15 protein-coding genes and 2 tRNA genes are annotated in these 19,943 nt (G+C 57.7%); 11 read left to right on the top strand and 6 right to left on the bottom strand.

Annotated features, from left to right (window positions below):
• Positions 1 to 26: 26 nt before the first annotated feature.
• Together ACA069_RS06215 and dcd are read right to left on the bottom strand one after the other, a co-directional pair.
• On the bottom strand, positions 27 to 236 hold the full coding sequence (locus tag ACA069_RS06215; protein WP_497616732.1) for a hypothetical protein: 210 nt from the start codon (positions 234 to 236) through the stop codon (positions 27 to 29).
• A 107-nt stretch (positions 237 to 343) separates the two neighbouring features.
• Entirely contained in the window at positions 344 to 910 is a 567-nt protein-coding gene (dcd, locus tag ACA069_RS06210) for a dCTP deaminase (RefSeq protein ID WP_007904652.1), read from the bottom strand.
• A gap of 353 nt (positions 911 to 1,263) precedes the next feature.
• On the opposite strand from dcd, the gene ACA069_RS06205 reads away from it, so the two are divergent.
• Positions 1,264 to 1,473 carry a cold-shock protein gene (locus ACA069_RS06205; RefSeq protein ID WP_002554837.1) on the top strand — a complete coding sequence of 70 codons (210 nt, stop codon included), beginning with the start codon at positions 1,264 to 1,266 and terminating at the stop codon, positions 1,471 to 1,473.
• Positions 1,474 to 1,599: 126 nt separating this feature from the next.
• On the opposite strand, the gene ACA069_RS06200 is transcribed toward ACA069_RS06205, so the two are convergent.
• Positions 1,600 to 2,607, bottom strand: coding sequence for a DUF481 domain-containing protein (locus ACA069_RS06200; RefSeq protein WP_187679486.1), 1,008 nt, complete (start codon positions 2,605 to 2,607; stop codon positions 1,600 to 1,602).
• Positions 2,608 to 2,770: 163 nt separating this feature from the next.
• Here ACA069_RS06200 and ACA069_RS06195 point away from each other — a divergent pair, with 163 nt between their 5' ends.
• The 4 genes from ACA069_RS06195 to ACA069_RS06180 all read left to right on the top strand — a co-directional run bounded on the left by ACA069_RS06195 (position 2,771) and on the right by ACA069_RS06180 (position 7,543).
• Positions 2,771 to 3,124, top strand: coding sequence for an MGMT family protein (locus ACA069_RS06195; protein WP_187679487.1), 354 nt, complete (start codon positions 2,771 to 2,773; stop codon positions 3,122 to 3,124).
• Positions 3,125 to 3,167: 43 nt separating this feature from the next.
• Positions 3,168 to 4,727, top strand: a complete 1,560-nt coding sequence (locus ACA069_RS06190) for an AmpG family muropeptide MFS transporter (protein ID WP_497616731.1) — start codon at positions 3,168 to 3,170, stop codon at positions 4,725 to 4,727.
• A gap of 129 nt (positions 4,728 to 4,856) precedes the next feature.
• Complete coding sequence (locus tag ACA069_RS06185; protein ID WP_497616730.1) at positions 4,857 to 6,572, top strand: proline--tRNA ligase; 1,716 nt, start codon at positions 4,857 to 4,859, stop codon at positions 6,570 to 6,572.
• Positions 6,573 to 6,589: 17 nt separating this feature from the next.
• Positions 6,590 to 7,543: a hypothetical protein gene (locus tag ACA069_RS06180; protein ID WP_305441728.1), complete on the top strand. Its 954-nt coding sequence runs from the start codon at positions 6,590 to 6,592 to the stop codon at positions 7,541 to 7,543.
• A 119-nt stretch (positions 7,544 to 7,662) separates the two neighbouring features.
• Here the strand turns inward: ACA069_RS06180 and dinB are convergent, their stop codons facing one another.
• On the bottom strand, positions 7,663 to 8,724 hold the full coding sequence (gene dinB / locus ACA069_RS06175; RefSeq protein ID WP_497616729.1) for a DNA polymerase IV: 1,062 nt from the start codon (positions 8,722 to 8,724) through the stop codon (positions 7,663 to 7,665).
• A gap of 280 nt (positions 8,725 to 9,004) precedes the next feature.
• Between dinB and ACA069_RS06170 the strand changes: the two genes are divergently transcribed.
• The 6 genes from ACA069_RS06170 to ACA069_RS06145 all read left to right on the top strand — a co-directional run bounded on the left by ACA069_RS06170 (position 9,005) and on the right by ACA069_RS06145 (position 19,213).
• Positions 9,005 to 9,081: transfer RNA gene (locus ACA069_RS06170), tRNA-Met, on the top strand.
• A 221-nt stretch (positions 9,082 to 9,302) separates the two neighbouring features.
• A tRNA-Met gene (locus ACA069_RS06165) sits at positions 9,303 to 9,379 on the top strand.
• 279 nt (positions 9,380 to 9,658) lie between these two features.
• Positions 9,659 to 12,298, top strand: a complete 2,640-nt coding sequence (gene mprF, locus ACA069_RS06160) for a bifunctional lysylphosphatidylglycerol flippase/synthetase MprF (RefSeq protein WP_489878333.1) — start codon at positions 9,659 to 9,661, stop codon at positions 12,296 to 12,298.
• Positions 12,298 to 13,593, top strand: a complete 1,296-nt coding sequence (locus ACA069_RS06155) for a virulence factor family protein (protein ID WP_497616728.1) — start codon at positions 12,298 to 12,300, stop codon at positions 13,591 to 13,593. Before mprF ends, ACA069_RS06155 begins: the two co-directional genes overlap by 1 nt.
• Before the next feature lie 183 nt (positions 13,594 to 13,776).
• Entirely contained in the window at positions 13,777 to 16,509 is a 2,733-nt protein-coding gene (locus ACA069_RS06150; protein ID WP_497616727.1) for a P-loop NTPase fold protein, read from the top strand.
• Positions 16,510 to 16,579: 70 nt separating this feature from the next.
• Entirely contained in the window at positions 16,580 to 19,213 is a 2,634-nt protein-coding gene (locus tag ACA069_RS06145; RefSeq protein ID WP_497616726.1) for an adenosine deaminase, read from the top strand.
• 135 nt (positions 19,214 to 19,348) lie between these two features.
• Here ACA069_RS06145 and ACA069_RS06140 read toward each other — a convergent pair whose 3' ends face one another.
• Together ACA069_RS06140 and ACA069_RS06135 are read right to left on the bottom strand one after the other, a co-directional pair.
• The gene (locus ACA069_RS06140) at positions 19,349 to 19,567 is read right to left on the bottom strand and encodes a type II toxin-antitoxin system RelE family toxin (RefSeq protein WP_497616725.1); all 219 of its coding nucleotides are present in this window, start codon (positions 19,565 to 19,567) and stop codon (positions 19,349 to 19,351) included.
• 11 nt (positions 19,568 to 19,578) lie between these two features.
• Positions 19,579 to 19,869: a type II toxin-antitoxin system Phd/YefM family antitoxin gene (locus tag ACA069_RS06135; protein WP_187679495.1), complete on the bottom strand. Its 291-nt coding sequence runs from the start codon at positions 19,867 to 19,869 to the stop codon at positions 19,579 to 19,581.
• Between the last annotated feature and the right edge of the window lie 74 nt (positions 19,870 to 19,943).

Here is a 19,943-nt window from a genome sequence, read left to right as displayed (position 1 = left end):
GACTGGCCATTCATTTCCCATCGGGATCAGGCAACTGGCGCCGGTGGTGGCTCGTCGGGAAGGGTCGGCTCGCCCGGCTCGGTCGGTTGTTCATTGGGGGTATCGGGATCAGGCTGGCCAGGAATTCCGCCGGCCATGCTGATGGGCGGGTGTGCCAACAAGGACCAGGCTAAAACGCCAATCTGATTGGGTTCAAGACTTGCCAGTTCGGCACTGATATGCGGATCGATCTTCATAGGGCACTCCTCGGCGAAGGCCCGTTTCAGCAGACGCAAAAACGGGCAGTACACCCCATAGAGTGTCTGCCCGCCAAAGAATTCCCGACAATTGCCGGATGGGCGAATCAGGTACGCGGCAGAGTTACGCCACGCTGGCCCTGGTACTTGCCGCCGCGATCCTTGTAGGAAACTTCACATTCCTCGTCGGATTCGAGGAACAGCATCTGCGCCACGCCTTCGTTGGCGTAGATTTTCGCCGGCAGGTTGGTGGTGTTGGAGAACTCAAGAGTCACGTGACCTTCCCACTCAGGCTCAAGCGGAGTGACGTTAACGATGATGCCGCAACGTGCGTAGGTGCTTTTGCCCAGGCAGATGGTCAGTACATTGCGCGGAATACGGAAATATTCGACGGTGCTGGCCAGGGCGAAGGAGTTCGGCGGAATGATGCACACGTCGCTATGGATGTCGACGAAGCTGCCGGCGTCGAAGTTTTTCGGGTCGACAATGGCCGAATTGATGTTGGTGAACACCTTGAAGTGGTTGGTGCAACGCACGTCGTAGCCGTAGCTCGACACACCGTAGGAGATCACCCGGCTGTCGTCGCTGCCGCGCACCTGGCGCTCGACGAACGGTTCGATCATGCCGTGTTCCTGCGCCATGCGGCGAATCCACTTGTCCGATTTGATGCTCATGGCGGGTGTCCTGAATAGCGAGGTGGAAAAATTCTGTCCGGCATCTTACCGGTCGCGCCGCCGGGTTCAAAGTGCGCGCTGCAATTCTCGCCGAACACCCATGAAATACGGGCTTTGGCGACGAACCGTCACACCGCCGATCCCGAAAACAGAGAAACCTTCGCAAGAAGCATTGGCACTTCTCGGAAAAAGGGTTAAGGTGGCGTCACTGTGTTGCTTGTGTCACTGAGAATCTCTACACGATATGTTGAATTTCGATCCAACCATCTACAAGAATTTTTCCTGCTCTTTGCACTCAGTCTCGGCCAGGGTTCTTCCTGAGTCGCAGTTATCTTTGTTCAAGGAGTTACACCATGTCTAATCGCCAAACCGGTACCGTTAAGTGGTTCAACGATGAAAAAGGCTTCGGCTTCATCACCCCACAATCCGGTGACGATCTGTTCGTTCACTTCAAAGCTATCCAATCCGACGGCTTCAAAAGCCTGAAAGAAGGCCAACAGGTTTCTTTCATCGCTACCCGCGGTCAGAAAGGCATGCAAGCTGAAGAAGTACAAGTTATCTAACTTGTAGCTTCTTTAGAAAAGAGCCCCGCCCTCAAAGCGGGGCTTTTTTGTGGGCGTCTGTTTTTAAGGCGCTAAAAAAAACGCAGCCTGATCAGGCTGCGTTTTTTATTGAAGCCGCTACCGGCCTTACCAGGCCACGCCAAACCCTGCGGTGTAACGGGTTTTGTTCAAATCGGCATCGTTGGTGCCGCTGATGATGTCCCGCTCGGCTTTCAGATTCAGCGACGCCCAGTCGGTGACCTTGTAGCGCAGGCCCAATTCAGCATCCAGCGCGTAGTCCGCCACACCGGACAATGGCTTGCCGACTTCGCCATTGGTGAAGAACTCGACCTTCTTGCCGATCAGGTAGCGGTTGTAGTCCCACTTCATCGCAACGGAATAGAAGTTGTCCTTGCTGCCATCTTTGTATTCATAGTCGGTACGGTTCAACAGCGAGCCGAGCGAGAACGCACCCAATTCGTCATCCCAAAACTGGTAACCCGGACCTGTACCGACGACTCGCTGACGGGCCAACTCTTCAACGTGGTCGCGCTTGTAATTCAGGCGCCCTTGCCAGAACCACTTATCCGTCAGGAAGCGGTCGAGTGCGTACTCGGCGCGCCAGTTGTCGGTGGTAGTCACTTCATCCTGCACTTCGCGGTTGTATTCACCCTCGGCGGTGTGCCGCCAGCGACCGTGGCGCGCCGTAGTCTTGAAGCCGACGTCGTAATCGTCGGTGTCTTTTTCTGCGCGCTGATAATCCAGCGCCAGATCGACATTACCCTTCCACACCAGATCCTCGACCACCGGTTTCGGCTTGAGGATTTGCTGGATGCTCGCCAGCTCTACGGTTTTCGGCGCTTCACCGTTGGCCAGCGTGACCTTGCCGTCATCGGCAGCGGTCAACGATTTGGCTTTCTCGCCATTATAGGCATCCTGCTTGACCAGCAATTCCTGGTCACTTTCCAGGGTCTTGACCTCTTTCCAGTCGATCGAGACAGCGCCGGCGTACTGGGTCTGAACCAACAGTTTGCCGCCATCGAACACGGTAATTTTGCCGCTCAACTTGTCACCGTTCTTCAACCAGACGGTGTCGGCAAGCAGGGGCGTGGACGCACTGAAAACAGCAAGGCACAGCAAGGTTCTGGAAAACATAAGCGAGTCGGGGGCTCAAGTTTGCGAAAAAGAACGGCATTATCCGTAGGAATAAGACCATGACAAGGACTGACCGGACTATTTCTATTGAGTTCATTTCTCAATTGACCGATGAGGGATTACGCTTAAGCCATCCATAAGCTCCTTTTCAGGAACCGCGTACGTGACAGACCCGAACCACGATGGCGAGAGCGAAGCGCAAATCCGACGCACGGCGCTCTACTCGACCCTCGCTCAAGTGCCCGAAGGCAAGGTCGTCAGCTATGGTCAATTGGCTGACCTTGCCGGGTTGGGACGCGCTGCCCGCTGGGTCGGGCGAACCTTGAGTCAATTGCCCGGCGACACCAAACTGCCTTGGCACCGTGTATTGGGCGCCGGCGGGCGAATCAGCCTGCCGGTGGGCAGTCCATCGGGTGATGAACAGCGGGCGCGTTTACGCATGGAAGGCATCACCGTCCTGAACAATCGTGTGGATATTCAGCGCCATGGCTGGCGTCCGGTAGAGCACAGCGGTTAGAGTGCGCGCTTTGTTTTCGCAATCTTGAGGCAGACTTCAGCCCATGCCCCGTAAAACCTGGCGCGCCGCGCTCGCCGCCTATGCCAGTCCTTCGACGCTCGTGCTGTTGTTGCTCGGTTTCGCCGCCGGCCTGCCGTACATGCTGGTGTTTTCAACGCTTTCGGTCTGGCTGCGTGAAGCAGGTGTGGCCCGTGAAACCATCGGCTACGCTAGCCTCATCGGCCTGGCTTACGCGTTCAAATGGGTCTGGTCACCGCTGCTCGATCAATGGCGCTTGCCGTTGCTGGGCAAGCTCGGCCGTCGCCGCTCGTGGCTGGTGCTCTCGCAAGCACTGGTGATTCTCGGCTTGATCGGTATGGGTTTCTGCGATCCGCAGAAGCACCTGTCCTGGCTGATCGCCATCGCCGTCGTCGTTGCGTTCGCCTCCGCCACCCAAGACATCGCGGTAGACGCCTATCGCCTGGAAATCGCCGACGACAGCCGCCAGGCCGCACTAGCCGCCAGTTACATGTCCGGCTACCGCATCGCCGCGCTGCTCGCCACCGCGGGCGCGTTGTTTTTCGCCGAAGGTTTCGGCTCTACCGGTTTCAACTATCAACACTCAGCCTGGGCCGGCACTTACGCGCTGTTCGGCGCACTGATGATTCCTGCGCTGCTCACTACCCTGCTGATGCGTGAGCCGCCTGTGCCGTTGCGCACCCAATTGCAAGCGGGCCGCTATACCTTCATGCACCAACTGATGTCGGTATTCGTACTGATCGTGCTGCTGGTGTCCGTGCCGGCGATGTTCACCCAGCTCTACAACACCGATTTCGCCAGCGTTTTGTTCGAAGGCGTCAGCCCGCTCGACCTGCTGCTGGAAGACCGCGCCTTCCTGCGCGCCATTCTTTATACCTTGCTCACCTGGATGTGCCTGTCGGCCATGGGTCGCCGCGGGCTGGCGCCGGTCCTGACGCCGGTCAACGACTTCATCCTGCGCTACCGCTGGCAGGCGCTATTGCTGCTCGGGCTGATCGCCACCTATCGGATGTCGGACACGGTCATGGGCGTGATGGCCAACGTGTTCTACATCGACCAGGGGTTCACCAAGGACCAGATTGCCAGCGTCAGCAAGATCTTCGGCCTGATCATGACCCTCGTCGGTGCGGGCATGGGCGGCCTGCTGATCGTGCGCTTCGGCATCCTGCCGATCCTGTTTATTGGCGGCGTGGCATCGGCGGGCACTAACCTGCTGTTTCTGATGCTGGCCGACATGGGGCCGAACCTGAAGATGCTGGTGGTGACCATTTCCCTCGACAACTTCAGCTCGGGACTCGCGACTTCGGCGTTCGTTGCCTACCTGTCGAGCCTGACCAACCTTAAGTTCTCCGCGACCCAGTACGCCCTGCTCAGCTCGATCATGCTCCTGCTGCCGCGCCTGATCGGCGGCTATTCCGGAGTGATGGTGGAGAAGTTCGGTTACCACAACTTCTTCCTGATCACCGCCATGCTCGGTGTGCCGACGCTGGTGCTGATCGCCCTGCACTGGTTCCAGGAAAGCCGCCGCGAAGGCCCTACACCAACGCCTGAGCCTGTGCCGACGCCGCTTGTGGAAGAATCGTAAGACGTTTCGCCAAGGGCGGGAAGATTCCCGCCCTTGTGTCCCTCCGCCGGCCGCACTTCTGTACGTCAGCAAAACTCGCCGGTACACTGCTCCGTCATTTCCAGTCATAGCAACCGACAACGGCCAACCATGCGCACCAGTCAATTTTTGCTCGCCACACAGAAAGAAACGCCTTCCGACGCGGTCGTAATCAGCCACCAGCTGATGCTGCGCGCCGGCATGATCCGCAAACTCGCCTCAGGTCTGTACACCTGGCTGCCCATGGGTCTGCGAGTGATGCGCAAGGTTGAAGCCATCGTTCGTGAAGAAATGAACGCTGCCGGCTCTCTGGAAGTGTTGATGCCGAGCACCCAACCGGCCGAGCTGTGGCAGGAATCGGGACGCTGGGAAGAATACGGCCCTGAGCTGCTGCGCATCAAAGACCGCCACGGTCGCGACTTCTGCGCGGGCCCGACCCACGAAGAAGTGATCACCGATCTGATGCGCAACGAATTGAGCAGCTACAAACAGCTGCCAATCAACCTGTACCAGATCCAGACCAAATTCCGTGACGAAATCCGCCCACGCTTCGGTTTGATGCGCGGCCGCGAATTCATCATGAAGGACGCGTACTCGTTCCACGCCGATCAGGCTTCGCTGCAGGTCACCTACGACCGCATGCATCAGGCGTACTGCAACGTGTTCACCCGTCTGGGCCTGAAATTCCGCCCGGTTGAAGCGGACAACGGCTCGATCGGCGGCGCCGGTTCCCACGAATTCCACGTACTGGCCGAGTCCGGCGAAGACGATATCGCCTTCAGCAACGGCTCCGACTACGCGGCGAACATCGAGAAAGCCGAAGCGGTGCCACGGGAAACTTCCCGTCCTGCACCGGCTGAAGAGCTGCGTCTTGTCGACACTCCGGACACCAAGACCATCGCTGCGCTGGTGGAAAAATTCAGTCTGCCGATTGAAAAGACCATCAAGACCCTGATCGTGCACGCGGAAGAAGAAGGCAAGCTGATTGCCCTGGTCATCCGTGGCGACCACGAACTGAACGAAATCAAGGCAGCCCAGCAACCAGGCGTGGCCAGCCCGCTGGTCATGGCGTCCGATGCCGAACTGCGTGACGCCATTGGCGCCGGCGCTGGTTCCCTCGGCCCGCTCAACCTGCCGCTGCCAATCATCATCGACCGCTCGGTCGAACTGATGAGCGACTTCGGCATCGGCGCGAACATCGACGACAAGCACTACTTCGGCGTGAACTGGGAGCGCGATCTGCCGGTTCCGACCGTGGCTGACCTGCGCAACGTGGTTGCCGGCGACCCAAGCCCGGACGGCAAAGGCACGCTGGAAATCAAACGTGGCATCGAAGTCGGGCACATCTTCCAGCTGGGCAACAAGTACAGCAAGGCGATGAAGTGCGAAGTGCTGGGCGAGAACGGCAAGCCAGTGACCCTGGAAATGGGCTGCTACGGCATTGGCGTGTCCCGCGTGGTGGCTGCCGCGATCGAGCAGAACAACGATGCGAACGGCATCATCTGGAGCGACACCCTGGCGCCGTTCCAGATTGCTCTGGTACCGCTGCGTTACGAAACCGAGCAGGTTCGCGAAGCCACCGACAAACTGTACGCAGAACTGACTGCGGCCGGTTTCGAAGTGCTGCTGGATGATCGTGACAAGAAAACCAGCCCGGGCATCAAGTTCGCGGACATGGAGCTGATCGGCATTCCACACCGGATCGTGGTCAGCGACCGCGGCCTCGCCGAAGGCAACCTGGAATACAAGAGCCGTACCGAAGGCGAGGCGCAAGCGCTGCCGGTGGCTGACGTATTGTCCTTCCTTCAGGCTCGTATCCGCCGCTGAAACCAGATAGAGACGTCATGTTCAAGCGAAACACCTTGGGCCTCGGAGGCACCGCCCTGTGCGGTGCCCTGCTGGTCAGCGGCTGTGCCAATCACATGTCACAGCGCAGCGAGCACGAAGAGCGTGTCGAGCGAAAGTTGCTCGATCACACTTTGCAGATCGATGTCGGTGAGCCCAAGGAACTTGAGCTCCCGCAGCGACGCGTGAAGATCAACGAGCAGAAGACATTCGAAGTCACCGAATTCGAAGTCACCCGCCGTTACGACCGCTACACGCCTTACCAACCCTGGCGGGAAGTCTACGAGATTCCGCTGGGCGCGGTGGCGGTGGTCGGTGGCGTCGGCGCGAACGTGGTCAACGTCTTTGCGCTTGGCAATTTGCCGGACAGCGTGACCAAGGACTGGCTGAGCTACGGTTTTGCCGGGCTCAATCCGTTCATGAACGTGCAGTCCAACGGTCGTGCGCAACAGAATCTGGCCGGCATCGATGAAATCCAGCGCGACAAGCGCACGGAGTATTCGAGCCTGCCGTGGAGCGAGCGACCGGTGCAAGTCAAGGCCGGCAAGCAGACATTCGACATGACCACCGACCGTAACGGCGTGCTGCGTCTTAACCTGCTCGACAGCCCGTTTGCCGAAAATGATCTCAATCATGTCGGCAAATTGCAGATCAGCGTCGAAGACGCCAAGGATGAAGTTCACTCTGACTCAACCTTGATGATCAGCAGCCACCTGCGGGGCAAGTTGCTGGAAGCTCACGGGCTGATTTACGACGACCTGGAAGACGACGAAGTGAGCCAATGGGTACACCGGGTCAAACGTCTGTCGGAATTGGGTCTGGAAGAAGAAGCCAGCGAGCTGGAACAAAGCCTGATCGAACTGACGCGTAACGATCCAGAGTTACAGGCTGAGTTTCTCAAGTCGCTGACCAAGGATGCCGGACGCTTAGTCGCGGATCCGGGACCGAATTAACAGCAAAAGCTAAAAGCTTCGTCGGAACGCCGCCCGGAGCCAGCTCGCTCCCACGTTGGAATGCAATCTAATGTGGGAGCGAGCCTGCTCGCGAAGAGGCCCTGACAGGCACCGCAAAACTACCGCTCAAACAACTCCATCTGCTCAAACCCGCCACGCAAATCCTCCAGTCTCACCCCAACCCCAAGCAACCGCACCGGTTTACCCCCGCGATTGAACGCCTGCGTCAGCATCAACTGATAACTGCCCAGATCCCGACCTGCCCCGGCCTGCTCCAATGTGGTCTGGGTAAAATCGTGGAATTTCACTTTGACGAACGGCTTACCCGGCCGATAGCTGCTGTCGATCCGCGCCATGCGGGTCTTCAGGGTTTCCAGCAGCTCCGGCAATTTGTCCAGGCAACTGCGCAGGTCCGGCAGATCGACATCGTAGGTATTTTCCACACTGATCGACTGACGGCGACTGTCGTTGTGCACCAGCCGATCATCGATCCCACGCGCCAGACTCCAGAGGCGCTCGCCAAAACTACCGAATTCACGCACCAGCGCCAGCTTGTCCCATTCACGCAGCTGCATGCAGTCGACGATACCGAGCTTGCCCAACTTGTCTGCGGTGACCTTGCCGACGCCGTGCAGTTTGTTCACTGGCAACCCGCTGACGAAATCCTCGACTTGATCCGGTGTGATCACGAACAAGCCGTTGGGCTTTTTCCAGTCGCTGGCGATCTTCGCCAGAAACTTGTTCGGCGCCACGCCAGCAGAAACCGTGATGTGCAACTGATTGGAGACCCGGCGACGAATATCCTGGGCAATGCGCGTGGCACTGCCGCCAAAATGCGCGCTGTCCGACACGTCCAGATAGGCCTCATCCAGCGACAGCGGCTCGATCAGGTCGGTGTAATCGGCAAAGATCGTGTGAATTTCCTTTGAGGCTTCGCAATAGGCATCCATACGCGGTTTGACAATGGTCAGATCCGGGCACAACTTCAAAGCATGCCCGGATGCCATTGCCGAGCGCACGCCATAGGCACGCGCCTCGTAATTACAGGTGGCGATCACCCCACGCCGATCCGCCGAACCACCCACCGCCAACGGCTTGCCGGCCAGACGCGGGTCATCGCGCATCTCGATGGCGGCGTAGAAACAGTCACAGTCGATGTGGATGATTTTTCGCTGAGTCATGTCAGAAAAGGAAACGTGGCGAGCCGGGTCGGCAGTATCTCACTGACACCTGTATATAGCACCAGTGGTGCTAATGTTCTTTTATGACTGTAGGAATCGTCCTGTGAATTTATTTTCTCAATCGAAAAGCGACCTTCAATAGAGCTGAAAGCCTTGCCCCACCTGCCCTGCGGCTTCTTTCAAGTACCGACAAAGAGCGCTAACCGATTGAACCTCAACAGTTTTATCCGGATTGAAGGTTGACAGCCCAGCGATCCTCTGTAGAATGCCGACACACAGACGCGGGATGGAGCAGTCTGGTAGCTCGTCGGGCTCATAACCCGAAGGTCGTCGGTTCAAATCCGGCTCCCGCAACCAAACATCAAAAAAGGCTACTCGAAAGAGTGGCCTTTTTTGTGCGCGCTTGTTTTTCAGGTTCAGACCTCTTCACCCAGAGAATAGCCAAACAGGAACTCGTTTCATTTCCGAAACTTAACGCGTTACCTGCGACCGTTTGACGCGATTCCACACTTATTTGACCCTTTACGGGATTAGCGGTTGACACCTCGCCGTTCGCCTGTAGAATGCCGCCACACAGACGCGGGATGGAGCAGTCTGGTAGCTCGTCGGGCTCATAACCCGAAGGTCGTCGGTTCAAATCCGGCTCCCGCAACCAAACATCAAAAAAGGCTACTCGAAAGAGTGGCCTTTTTTGTATCTGTGGAAAAAGTCCTTTCGCAACAATGATCTGTCACTGTGCAGTGAATCGTCCAGGATCTTCAGAACCGCCGTGTTGCGACTATGCTTTGAGTCGCGGGCAAGAGGTCTGCAATCCATGACTGCCCTCGCCGATACCTGGTGAGAGGCGTAGTATTTTGTGATTATTTTTTTCTACAGGGATTGGTAACTTGGCTGGATACCTCCATCCTGTCGCGCACAATCCAAGAGGTGATTGATGCGCGCCAACTCGTCTGATCCACAAGACACCGTCACAGCGAAGCAACCGATCAAACCCGAGCGCCTGCGCTTGCTGGATCGGTTAAGCAAATACCGTCAACCGATCGGTCTGGCGGTCACTCTGCTGTTGTTTGCCATTGCCCTGATTGCCTGTCGCCACTTGCTCGCCGAACTCGATCTCGATGCTTTGCACGACTCGATTCTCGACGTACCGAAACCCGCCCTGCTCGGCGCATTCGCAGCGACCGTGGTCGGCTTCATTATTCTGCTGGGCTATGAATGGTCGGCCAGCCGCTATGCTGGCGTGACATTGCCACCGCGCACACTGGCCCTCGGCGGCTTCACGGCGTTTGCGATTGGCAACGCGATCGGTCTGTCGCTGCTGTCCGGCGGTTCGGTGCGCTACCGTTTATATGCACGACTGGGTCTGGGAGCGTCGGAAGTCGCGCACATGACCTTATTCGCCAGCCTGTCGCTGGGCTGTGCCCTGCCGCCACTGGCTGCTCTAGCGACGTTGAGCGACCTGCCCGCTGCATCTCAGGCACTCGGCCTCTCGGAAGGCTTGCTCGGCACTGTTGCCGTGACCGTGCTGCTGCTCGGCGCCATCCTGATGATAGGCATCTATCGCCGTCGCCTGCCGGAACAACCCTACCCCGATAACCTGCTGGTCAAGGCCGGACGCCGCACCTTGCGCCTGCCGGGTCGACGCCTGACCTTCCTGCAACTGGTGATCACCGCCCTCGACGTCGCGGCGGCCGCCACCGTGCTTTATCTGTTGCTGCCAGAAGCCCCGCCCTTCGGCGCGTTTTTGCTGGTGTACCTGCTGGCGCTGGCCGCTGGCGTACTCAGCCATGTACCGGGTGGCGTTGGCGTGTTCGAAGCGATCCTGCTCGCCGCATTCGCCGACAAGCTCGGTGCCGCGCCACTGGCCGCTGCATTGCTGCTGTATCGCCTGATCTACGTGGTGCTGCCGCTGCTGGTGGCTTGCGTACTGCTGCTGATCAACGAAGGCCAGCGCCTGTTTCAGACCCAGACCATGCGCGCGGCGTCCGGTCTGGCTGCGCCGATTCTGGCGGTACTGGTGTTCCTGTCCGGTGTGGTGCTGCTGTTTTCCGGTGCCACGCCTGAAATCGATACGCGTCTGGAGCACATCGGCTTTCTGATCCCACATCGCTTGGTCGACGCCTCGCACTTCGGCGCCAGCCTGATCGGCGTGCTCTGCCTGATGCTGGCGCAGGGCCTGCGCCGTCGCTTGTCGGCCGCGTGGATGCTGACCACCATTCTGCTGCTGGTTGGCGCCCTGCTCTCCCTGCTCAAGGGTTTCGACTGGGAAGAAGCCTGTTTGATGACCCTCACTGCCGCGCTGCTGGGGGTATTCCGTCGCTCGTTCTATCGTCCGAGCCGTCTGACTGAGTTGCCGTTCTCGCCGCTGTATCTGGTGGCCAGCCTGTGCGTGCTCGGTGCTTCGGCCTGGCTGCTGCTGTTCGCCTATCAAGACGTGCCGTACAGCCATCAATTGTGGTGGCAGTTCACCCTTGATGCCGATGCACCGCGCGGCCTGCGCTCGCTGCTCGGCGCCGCCGTACTGCTACTGGTGATTGCCCTGACCTGGCTGCTGCGCACTGCGCGCCCGGTCATTCACCTGCCGACCCCGGACGAACTCGACCGCGCGGCGAAGATCCTGATGGCGTCGTCGCAACCCGATGGCGGCCTCGCATTGACGGGTGACAAGGCGTTGCTGTTTCACCAGAACGACGAAGCGTTCCTGATGTACGCCCGCCGTGGCCGCAGTCTGGTGGCGCTGTACGACCCGATCGGCCCTGGCCAGCAACGCGCCGAGATGATCTGGCAGTTCCGCGACCTGTGCGACATCCATCACGCTCGCCCTGTGTTCTATCAAGTGCGCGCGGAGAACCTGCCGTACTACATGGACATCGGCCTGACCGCGATCAAACTCGGCGAGGAAGCCCGGGTCGATCTGCATCGCTTTGACCTGGAAGCCAAGGGCAAGGAGATGAAAGATCTGCGTTACACCTGGAACCGTGGCACCCGTGACGGCCTGTCGCTGGAAATTCACGAGCCGGGTCAGGCGCCGATGGATGAGCTCAAGGTGATTTCCGATGCCTGGCTGACCGGCAAGAACGTGCGCGAGAAAGGCTTCTCCCTCGGCCGCTTCAGCGACGATTACCTGAAGCATTTCCGCATTGCGGTGATTCGCTTCGAGGGGCGCCCGGTGGCGTTCGCCAACCTGCTCGAGACCTACAGCCATGATCTGGCCAGTCTCGACCTGATGCGCGCACACCCGGATGCCCCGAAACTGACCATGGAATTCATGATGGTCGGCCTGATTCAACACTATAAGAGTCACGGATACGCGCGCTTCAGCCTGGGCATGGTGCCGTTGTCGGGGTTGCAACCCCGGCGTGGTGCACCGCTGACCCAACGTCTGGGCTCGATGGTTTTCCGCCGTGGTGAGCAGCTGTACAACTTCCAAGGCTTGCGCCGCTTCAAAGACAAGTTCCAGCCTGACTGGGAACCCCGTTATATGGCCGTGCCCGCCGGACTCGATCCGCTGGTGGCGCTGGCCGACACTGCTGCCCTGATCGCGGGCGGCTTGACTGGATTGGTGAAACGCTGATGATTCAACGCTCCCTGAAGTACATCCTGGCCGCACTGATCGTGCTGGCCGTGATTGCCGGCGGCGGTTTCTGGTACCTCAAACGTCCGGCACCGGAACCGACCGTCGAACAGCTGACTCCGGCCGATGGCCCGGCCATGACCCGTGTGATTCCCGGCACCAAGCCGAAAGCTCAGGTGCTGGTCGCCGTCAATGACGACCAGAAGCTCAGTGAAAAGCAACTGACCACCCTGAGCCGCAGCGCCTCGGCGCAAATCGTTCAGGTGATTCTGCCCAAGGACTGCCTGCTGCAAAGCCGCGCTCTGCAAACCGGTCTGCGCGAACTGAACGGCCCGGCCACGCTGGTCAGCGGTATCGGCCCCGGCGCTGTGCTGGCCTGGCGCTGGTTGGCCGAGCAAAAGGACGACAAGGCCCAAGCGATTTCCGTGGACCTGGCACTGGAAAAAGGTGGCTGCACGCACCTGCTGCCCAAATCTGCCACCCACGGTCACTGGCTGGCGGCATGGAACGACAACCCGGACGACGCCAGCGCAGGTTTCGTGCGTGATCAACCGAACGCCGAAACCAGCATCAGCGACTACGACATCAACCTGCCGCAAGTGCTGAACAACGAGCTGCGCAAGATCCTCGTCGGCGGTGACAAGGCCAACGGCGGTCTGGCGATACCGGTGGTTGAAGTACCTGCCGGTCAGGCCAAGGACACCGTGACCCTGTTCCTTTCCGGTGACGGTGGCTGGCGCGACCTCGACCGCGACGTGGCGGGCGAAATGGCCAAGATCGGCTACCCGGTGGTCGGCATCGACACCCTGCGCTACTACTGGCAGCACAAGAGCCCGGAGCAAAGCGCCCTGGACCTGACCGAACTGATGCAACACTACCGGCAGAAATGGGGCACCAAGCGCTTCATCCTCACCGGTTACTCGTTCGGTGCCGACGTTCTGCCAGCGATCTACAACCGCCTCCCGGAGACCGAGCAGCAACGTGTCGACGCGATCATCCTGCTGGCCTTCGCCCGCACCGGCAGCTTCGAAATCGAAGTCGAAGGCTGGCTCGGCAACGCCGGCAAAGAAGCCGCCACCGGCCCGGAAATGGCCAAGCTGCCACCGGCCAAGGTTGTGTGCATCTATGGGGAAGAAGAGACGGATGAAAGTGGCTGCACGGACAAGACTGCCGTTGGCGAAGCAGTGAAACTGCCCGGCGGCCACCACTTCGACGAGAACTACCCGGCGCTGGCCAAGCGCTTGGTGGACTTGATCGAGAAGCGTCAGGCGGCGAGCCAGGTCGCTGAAGAGTGATCTGAAGCCGTCTAGCAAAAAGCCCCCACAGCGCAAGGCTGCGGGGGCTTTTTTGTGGGTAAGTGGTTTGCTGTCGGGTCGAAATACAGGTTTTGCCTGGTAAAAAAAGGCGCTTAAGCCATTACCTCGCCATCATTCGTTTCTCCAAGTAAACTCCCTTTATTTTTAGGAATGGAAGCCGACATGAGTGAGAAGCCGCTGGTAATCAACCTATCCAAAAGCGAAAAGGAAAGGCTGGAAAAACCTGATGACATTTTGCAGGTGGCCGCGCTTGAGCGTCTGGATGAACTGCTCAGCGAACAGTTGGGCGGCATTCCCACTCAACGTTACGCTGAGTACAACGAAAACTCTTTAAGCTATCCACGCCCACATAATGCAATCCTTGTTCAGGGCGGCCGTGGCAGCGGTAAAACCACTTTCCTTCTAAATGCACTCCAACGTCTGCACGATGGAAAAGATGAAGATATTGCCAACATAGCAAGTGATCTCCATGTACTGCCCATGATTGATCCAACGCTGATTGAAACCAAAGAAAATATCATCATCGTCATTCTGTCGATGATTGAAGCTGCGATTAAAGACTTGGCAGACAAAAATGACGTAATGCAAGCGGCACGACATTCGCTTTCTGAAGGTCTAGGGTTGCTCGACGGAATTGGATCAAGCTCGGCTTACGGTAGTGAATGGGAGGACGCGGACTGGGTAATGAGCCGCGGTTTGCATAAAGCAAAAAAGGGACGATTGTTCGAGCTAAAGTTTGGTGTTTATCTCGAGACAGCACTGGACATGCTGAAAAAGAAAGCATTCGTGCTCGCCTTTGACGACGTCGATACCAACTTCACCCATGGGCACACGATTCTCGAGACCATTCGCAAATATCTAACCTCTCCCCGACTAGTTCTGCTTCTTTCAGGCGACCCGGATCTGTACGGGCGATTGTTGCGACGAAATATCTATCGCACGTTTGGCGAACAAGTTTTGAAATATGACTCCGAGATCATCGCGGGCGACAAACAAAACCTCGGTCAAGCGGTGCTCGAGTTGGAGGAACAGTATCTTCTGAAGATAGTACCTCCACAGAACCGGGTCGCGATGCTGCCTCTGGGCGGTATCATGTTGGGATCGAAGGTAGTCGTAAATCCAGGCAAGAAGCAGGAGACTCAAGCAGAACTGGCAGTTTGGGCCAACGAGCAGATAAGGAAACTATTGCTCGAGAAGGAGGGTCAGCCACAGCGGTTCTTCGACTTCATCTCCATGGAACATCTTCGGTTGGTAATTGGCTACCTGCGGGCACTAAATCAAGATGATCCTAAAGCCAGTCGCCAGATGATTCTGAGAGTATTTGAAACTCGTTTAAGAACTAGCAAAGTCCCTACAAACCTTCTTGAACGAGGCAATTTCGACTACGCGCTGAGATCTGCTTTCGAGTGGCTGTGCGAACAGGACGACGCATCCGATTTGTTGGCGTTCGGGGTGCCGGTTGATCCGGTTAGGGCTGTCGTACTTCATTGCTTGGCGCTGGCGCTTGCCCAAGGCATTGAGGCGCATGACGGTGGCTCCTTGCGGGCACTGTTCGCGCTGGCGCTGCCCGTTACGATGATGCGACGTCCAGAAAACCTAGACAAAGGGACTCGAACATCCATCTTCCATTTTCTCTGGAGCAATTCATCTCCCTCGCTATCTGAAATCGCTGCACGCATAGGCACCATTGACAGGTCTCGCCGTCACGACGTGGGGAAGGTACCAGCTAGCTCATTCGGCTCGGTTGGACTGACTAACAGGCTGACTCAAAAAGAAAATCTGCTTCGTTTATATGGTTTGACCGCCCCGGTGAAAGCGGGCGATCGCCCAACTGTCTCAGATTTCCACAATCTAAATGAACCAGAAATTAACATCGCAGCCGCAAATTGGATTTCGCACGTGTATCACGCGGGATTTGGCGAATTGCAGATCCGTCAAAATGTGAGTTGGTTTTCAATCGACGACCTGATACAGGATCGAAGTGGAAAATTCAGCGAAGTTCTGAGGCTGACCTTCTACAAACGCTTCAGTCCGCGCGGCGAAATGTTTCGGTCATTGTCAGCTCTCTCACTTTTCGCCGTGATTGGAGACATGCTGATGTCCAGCGACATTGGCGACCTGACTTCATACGCTGTATCCGCCACCATTCCTCCATTCAAACGCGAAAAAACTCAAGACGAGCTTAACTTTTCGACCGAAGACGACGACGAGTCGAGCGACGAGGAATTGGGAGACGAGAAGCACAGGCGCGAAGATTCAACCGATGAAGCCTTCAACACTTTTATGCAAAACCTCAAAGACTGGCACGCCTTCGCTCGCAACGACCGTCTGAAGGCCGGTGTTTCTCCAGCAATGCTGGGAAGCATTGCTTCGCGCATTCATGACGACCTGATGGACTTGGATGAAAAGGTCACGTCTTCCTGGAAAAGCGGACAGATCCTGCATCGGCAGATCACCAACATCCTGCACGGAATTCTCGTAATCACCTCAGGTTTACCTGGTCGCAAGGGAAGTCCAAAAGCTTCTGACCGACCACTGCTCGAGGCACTAGGGCGTATCCAGGAAGCCAAAACGGACGCATATCTTCATCCTTTAGCAATCATTGTCCTGTCGTGCCCGCTAGTTTGGACTTTCCTAAACCCCCACGATGATGACAATCATGATAAATGGGACATTAACCCACTGAATGTGGCCGCATGCGACGCATTGAAAAACTGGAGCGACAATCAGGAAGTGGACAGTTTCAAGGTAAATGCAAACTTTGAGAGCTGGATAGTACCGCCTACGATCCCGATTAAAATTGGTCCAATGGTTCAGTCCGGCAACCAGCGCTCAGTGCCGGTTGCGGGCTTTTACCATGTCCTGAACGTCGTGCCACGCAATGTCACGAAATAAGCCCGAGCAATCCTCGCCCTTCGCCAAAGAGCTGTTTGAGGCCCGTGAGCTGGTCGACTACGCCAAATGCGTGCTGTCCAATCTGGAGCTGTTGCGCGGATTTGAGCGTCTGTCTAAATCGGCGCCGGGCAAGGACAACAGGGTCGCGGAATACTTCACGCCAGAGCACAGGCTCAATCTGAACAGAGAGCACGAATGTGGTCGTTTTGTTCAGATGCGCCGCCTGCATCCCTCGTTGACTGACGAAGGGGCGGAGAACCGCATCGCGCGGATCGTGAAACGGATCAACGGCAGAACGGCATTGCCCGATCAGTATCCCGGCAGTCTGCACTTGGGTCACCCGCAGAAACCGCAGACCGGGACATATGATGATCTGAATGGCAACTTGCCTGAGTTGCTGTCCTGCCTCGGAGAAATGTTTTTGTGCGAAGGCAACGACCGTTCGATCCGGGTTCGGACTCGTCTGCTCGAGCCTTGGCAGGACCTGGTGCTGGTGGTTCCGCCACTGCTGATCACGTCAGCCTGGATGGCGCAACGCTTGCGCTTGTCCGATGCCACGCCGTCAGTCGATGAGCTGCAGCGCGCCGTTAGCCGGATCAATCTATGGCTGTGCGATTCCACCCTGCCGGTGGATGACGATCCGTTTCTCGATCACCTGTGCCGGACCGAGGGCCTGGACGAAACCCATATGCACCTCAACGGCACCACCGAGGCAGAGAAGGTCTGGTGCGACGCGCTGGAACGTCCGGAAAAGGTCGTGGGCGGGCTCACGGCGAAGACCATCAAAGACGACATCGGCATCAAAGTACCGATCGGTAACGGCGTGAAGCGCTTGCTGCAGCAGGAAGATCTCGAGCTGACACCGCAACGACTGATGCAACGGGTCAAAGATGCCGCCGCGCTGAAGGCGCTTCTATTGCACCATGCAGCAGCGGACGTTGACTGGACGTTTAGCGAGCCTGCGGTCGCGGCTTATCGCCGTGCGCAGGAAAACTGCCTGCGGCGCCTTCCGGCGCGGACGCCCAAAGTGGTTAGGGAAGCTTGGCAACTGGTAACTCTGTTCAAGGGTTTTGACGAAAACCGTCTGGATAACACTGCCGGCTTGCGCTTCTGGCACTACGCGCTGCTGCGCGCGCAATTCTGTCGCCTGCTGATCCAACAATCGAATCAGAAAGGTTTCGACCAGTTCCAGCACATCACGCTCAACGAATTGCGTGAAGCAACCGAAAAGGATTATGCCGAGCGCTTTCGCCAGATCGAGCGCGGCCAGCAAAAAGGCGTGGATTTTCTCGAAGGCCGGTTCACCCCGAAAATGACTCCCGATGAAACCGCAAAATTGCTCGGCCTGATTCTGCGCGGTTACCTCGAGTTTCTCGGCGAGGGTGTTGCGCGGCCGACGGGGGCGATGCGCGAAGCACGCGAGTATCGTTCGCTGTCGGACTTGCTCTCTCGGGTCCGGAGCCTAGAGGGCGACGATCAATTACTCGACAAGCGGCAACACCACCCTAACCAGAACGATATCCGCCGCTCGTCTCGACGCCTGCGTCTGGGACTGGTGCCGCACTTCGTCAAACAGACGCATAAAAACGAGCGCGAAGACTTCTTCGGCGGGGAGAAATTGCGCGCGAGTTGCCGGGACGCGAAAGTGCGCCGCGATTCCGATCAGCGTGCTCGGGCGCTCGTGGCGTTAATCCAGCGCACACCTGGACTCGAAACGCTGATTCGCGGCATCGATGCCGCCAGTAATGAACGGCATGCAGGCCCCGAGGTTTTCGCCCCGGTGTTTCGGCGCATGCGCCATGCCGGCATCCGCCGCTTTACCTATCACGCCGGCGAAGACTTCGGGCACATCGTCTCCGGGATCCGCGCGATCCACGAGGCGGTGGTCTTTCTCGACTTCGATGCAGGATGCCGGATTGGCCACGGCACAGCATCGGGGCTGGACCCGAAGGCATGGTGGCAAGCCGTCAGCGGCTACGTGGTCATGCCGGCAGAGGAGCGGCTGGACGATTTGGTCTTTGCCAGAGAAATGCTGCTTTCGACCCGAACACACATTGATCGCCTGCCATTGATCGAAGCCGAGATTCAGCGCCTGTCGATGAGGATCTGGAACGAACCACGTATCACCCCTGACCTGCTCGCAGAAGCTTGGAAACTACGCTCCCTTGACCCTCTGGCGCAAAACGTAGGTGTGCATGATGTGGACCCCAACCGCAGGTTCGAAGCGTGCTGCTTTGCCAACGCCCGTGAACGCAACTCCATTGCACTCACACATTTCCTGCGCCGACACGGCATAGGCGCCAGCGCTGAAGAGCTGAAGGCTGCACGCGAGGACGTGGTCGTCTCACAGGAAAACGACGTGTTGCGGCCCAAAGTCATCCGTGCCATTCAGAACGCGGTACTGCGCTTATTGCGTGAACGCTCGATTGCGATTGAGACGCTGCCAAGCAGTAACGTGCGGATCAGCATCCACCAGTGCTACAACGATCATCACGCGCGCAATTGGCTGGGTCTTGGCAAACATCCCGTAGACGGCCCCGTCAGCGTGGTCATCGGCTCAGACGATCCGGGCATCTTCGCGACCGGCCTGCGTTTGGAGTACGCGCACCTCTCACGGATGCTGCACGCGCATGTCATGTCGCCCGAAAGTGCCAAGGATTTGCTCCGCCGGATGTGCGTGGAAGCCAAGCAATACCGCTTCTGAAAACCCAGGTCGGACGCAAAAAACAAAAAGCTCCCGCCAGTCGCAAGGCTGACGGGGGCTTTTCGTTTAGAGGCGGCGCTCTGCAGCGTCTTACACCTCTTCGTCACGCCGCGCGCCAACAGCGACGATCAACACCTAGATGGCCTTGCCATCAACTCGATATACGATGCGTGTGTCGCCAACTCGAATCTTTCTACAACCGGCAAGACTAGCTCTGAGCGGTTTACTGCTTTTGTCGGGCTCGCCGTTGATGATCTGCTCCTCGATAACATCAAGTATCCGGTTGGCAGCCGCCGATCCCAGTTGATCCAGATCTCCTTGGACCTCCGGATGATAAATTACTCCCCAAACCATCCAGCGCTCCTTTAATCCTTCTTGGCATACCTTGCCCGCATAGCGTCATGGCTGACTGCTCTGGTTTGATCAAAATTGCTCAGACGCTCACGAGCTGCCGCCTCGATGCGAAGCTCCTCAAGCTCATCCAGCATTTCTTGGTAGGCCTGCACATTGATAATGACCGCTGCCGGTTGATTGTCCTTGAAGATAACCAGACGCTCAGTGGCACGACTGGAAATCTCCTTGAGCCTCGCACTGAAGCTCCTGACCATGGCAGTCACGGAAATAGCCTGGTCAGCACGTTCTAATAATGCCGTCATAATCACCTCTTGCTCAGTTGCTGCAGCGCAGAATAATGCACAGAGTATTGCGTTGAATTAAACACCCTGCAACT

The organism is Pseudomonas sp. LBUM1652 (assembly GCF_059716105.1).
This window is presented reverse-complemented; position numbering and strand designations above follow the sequence as displayed.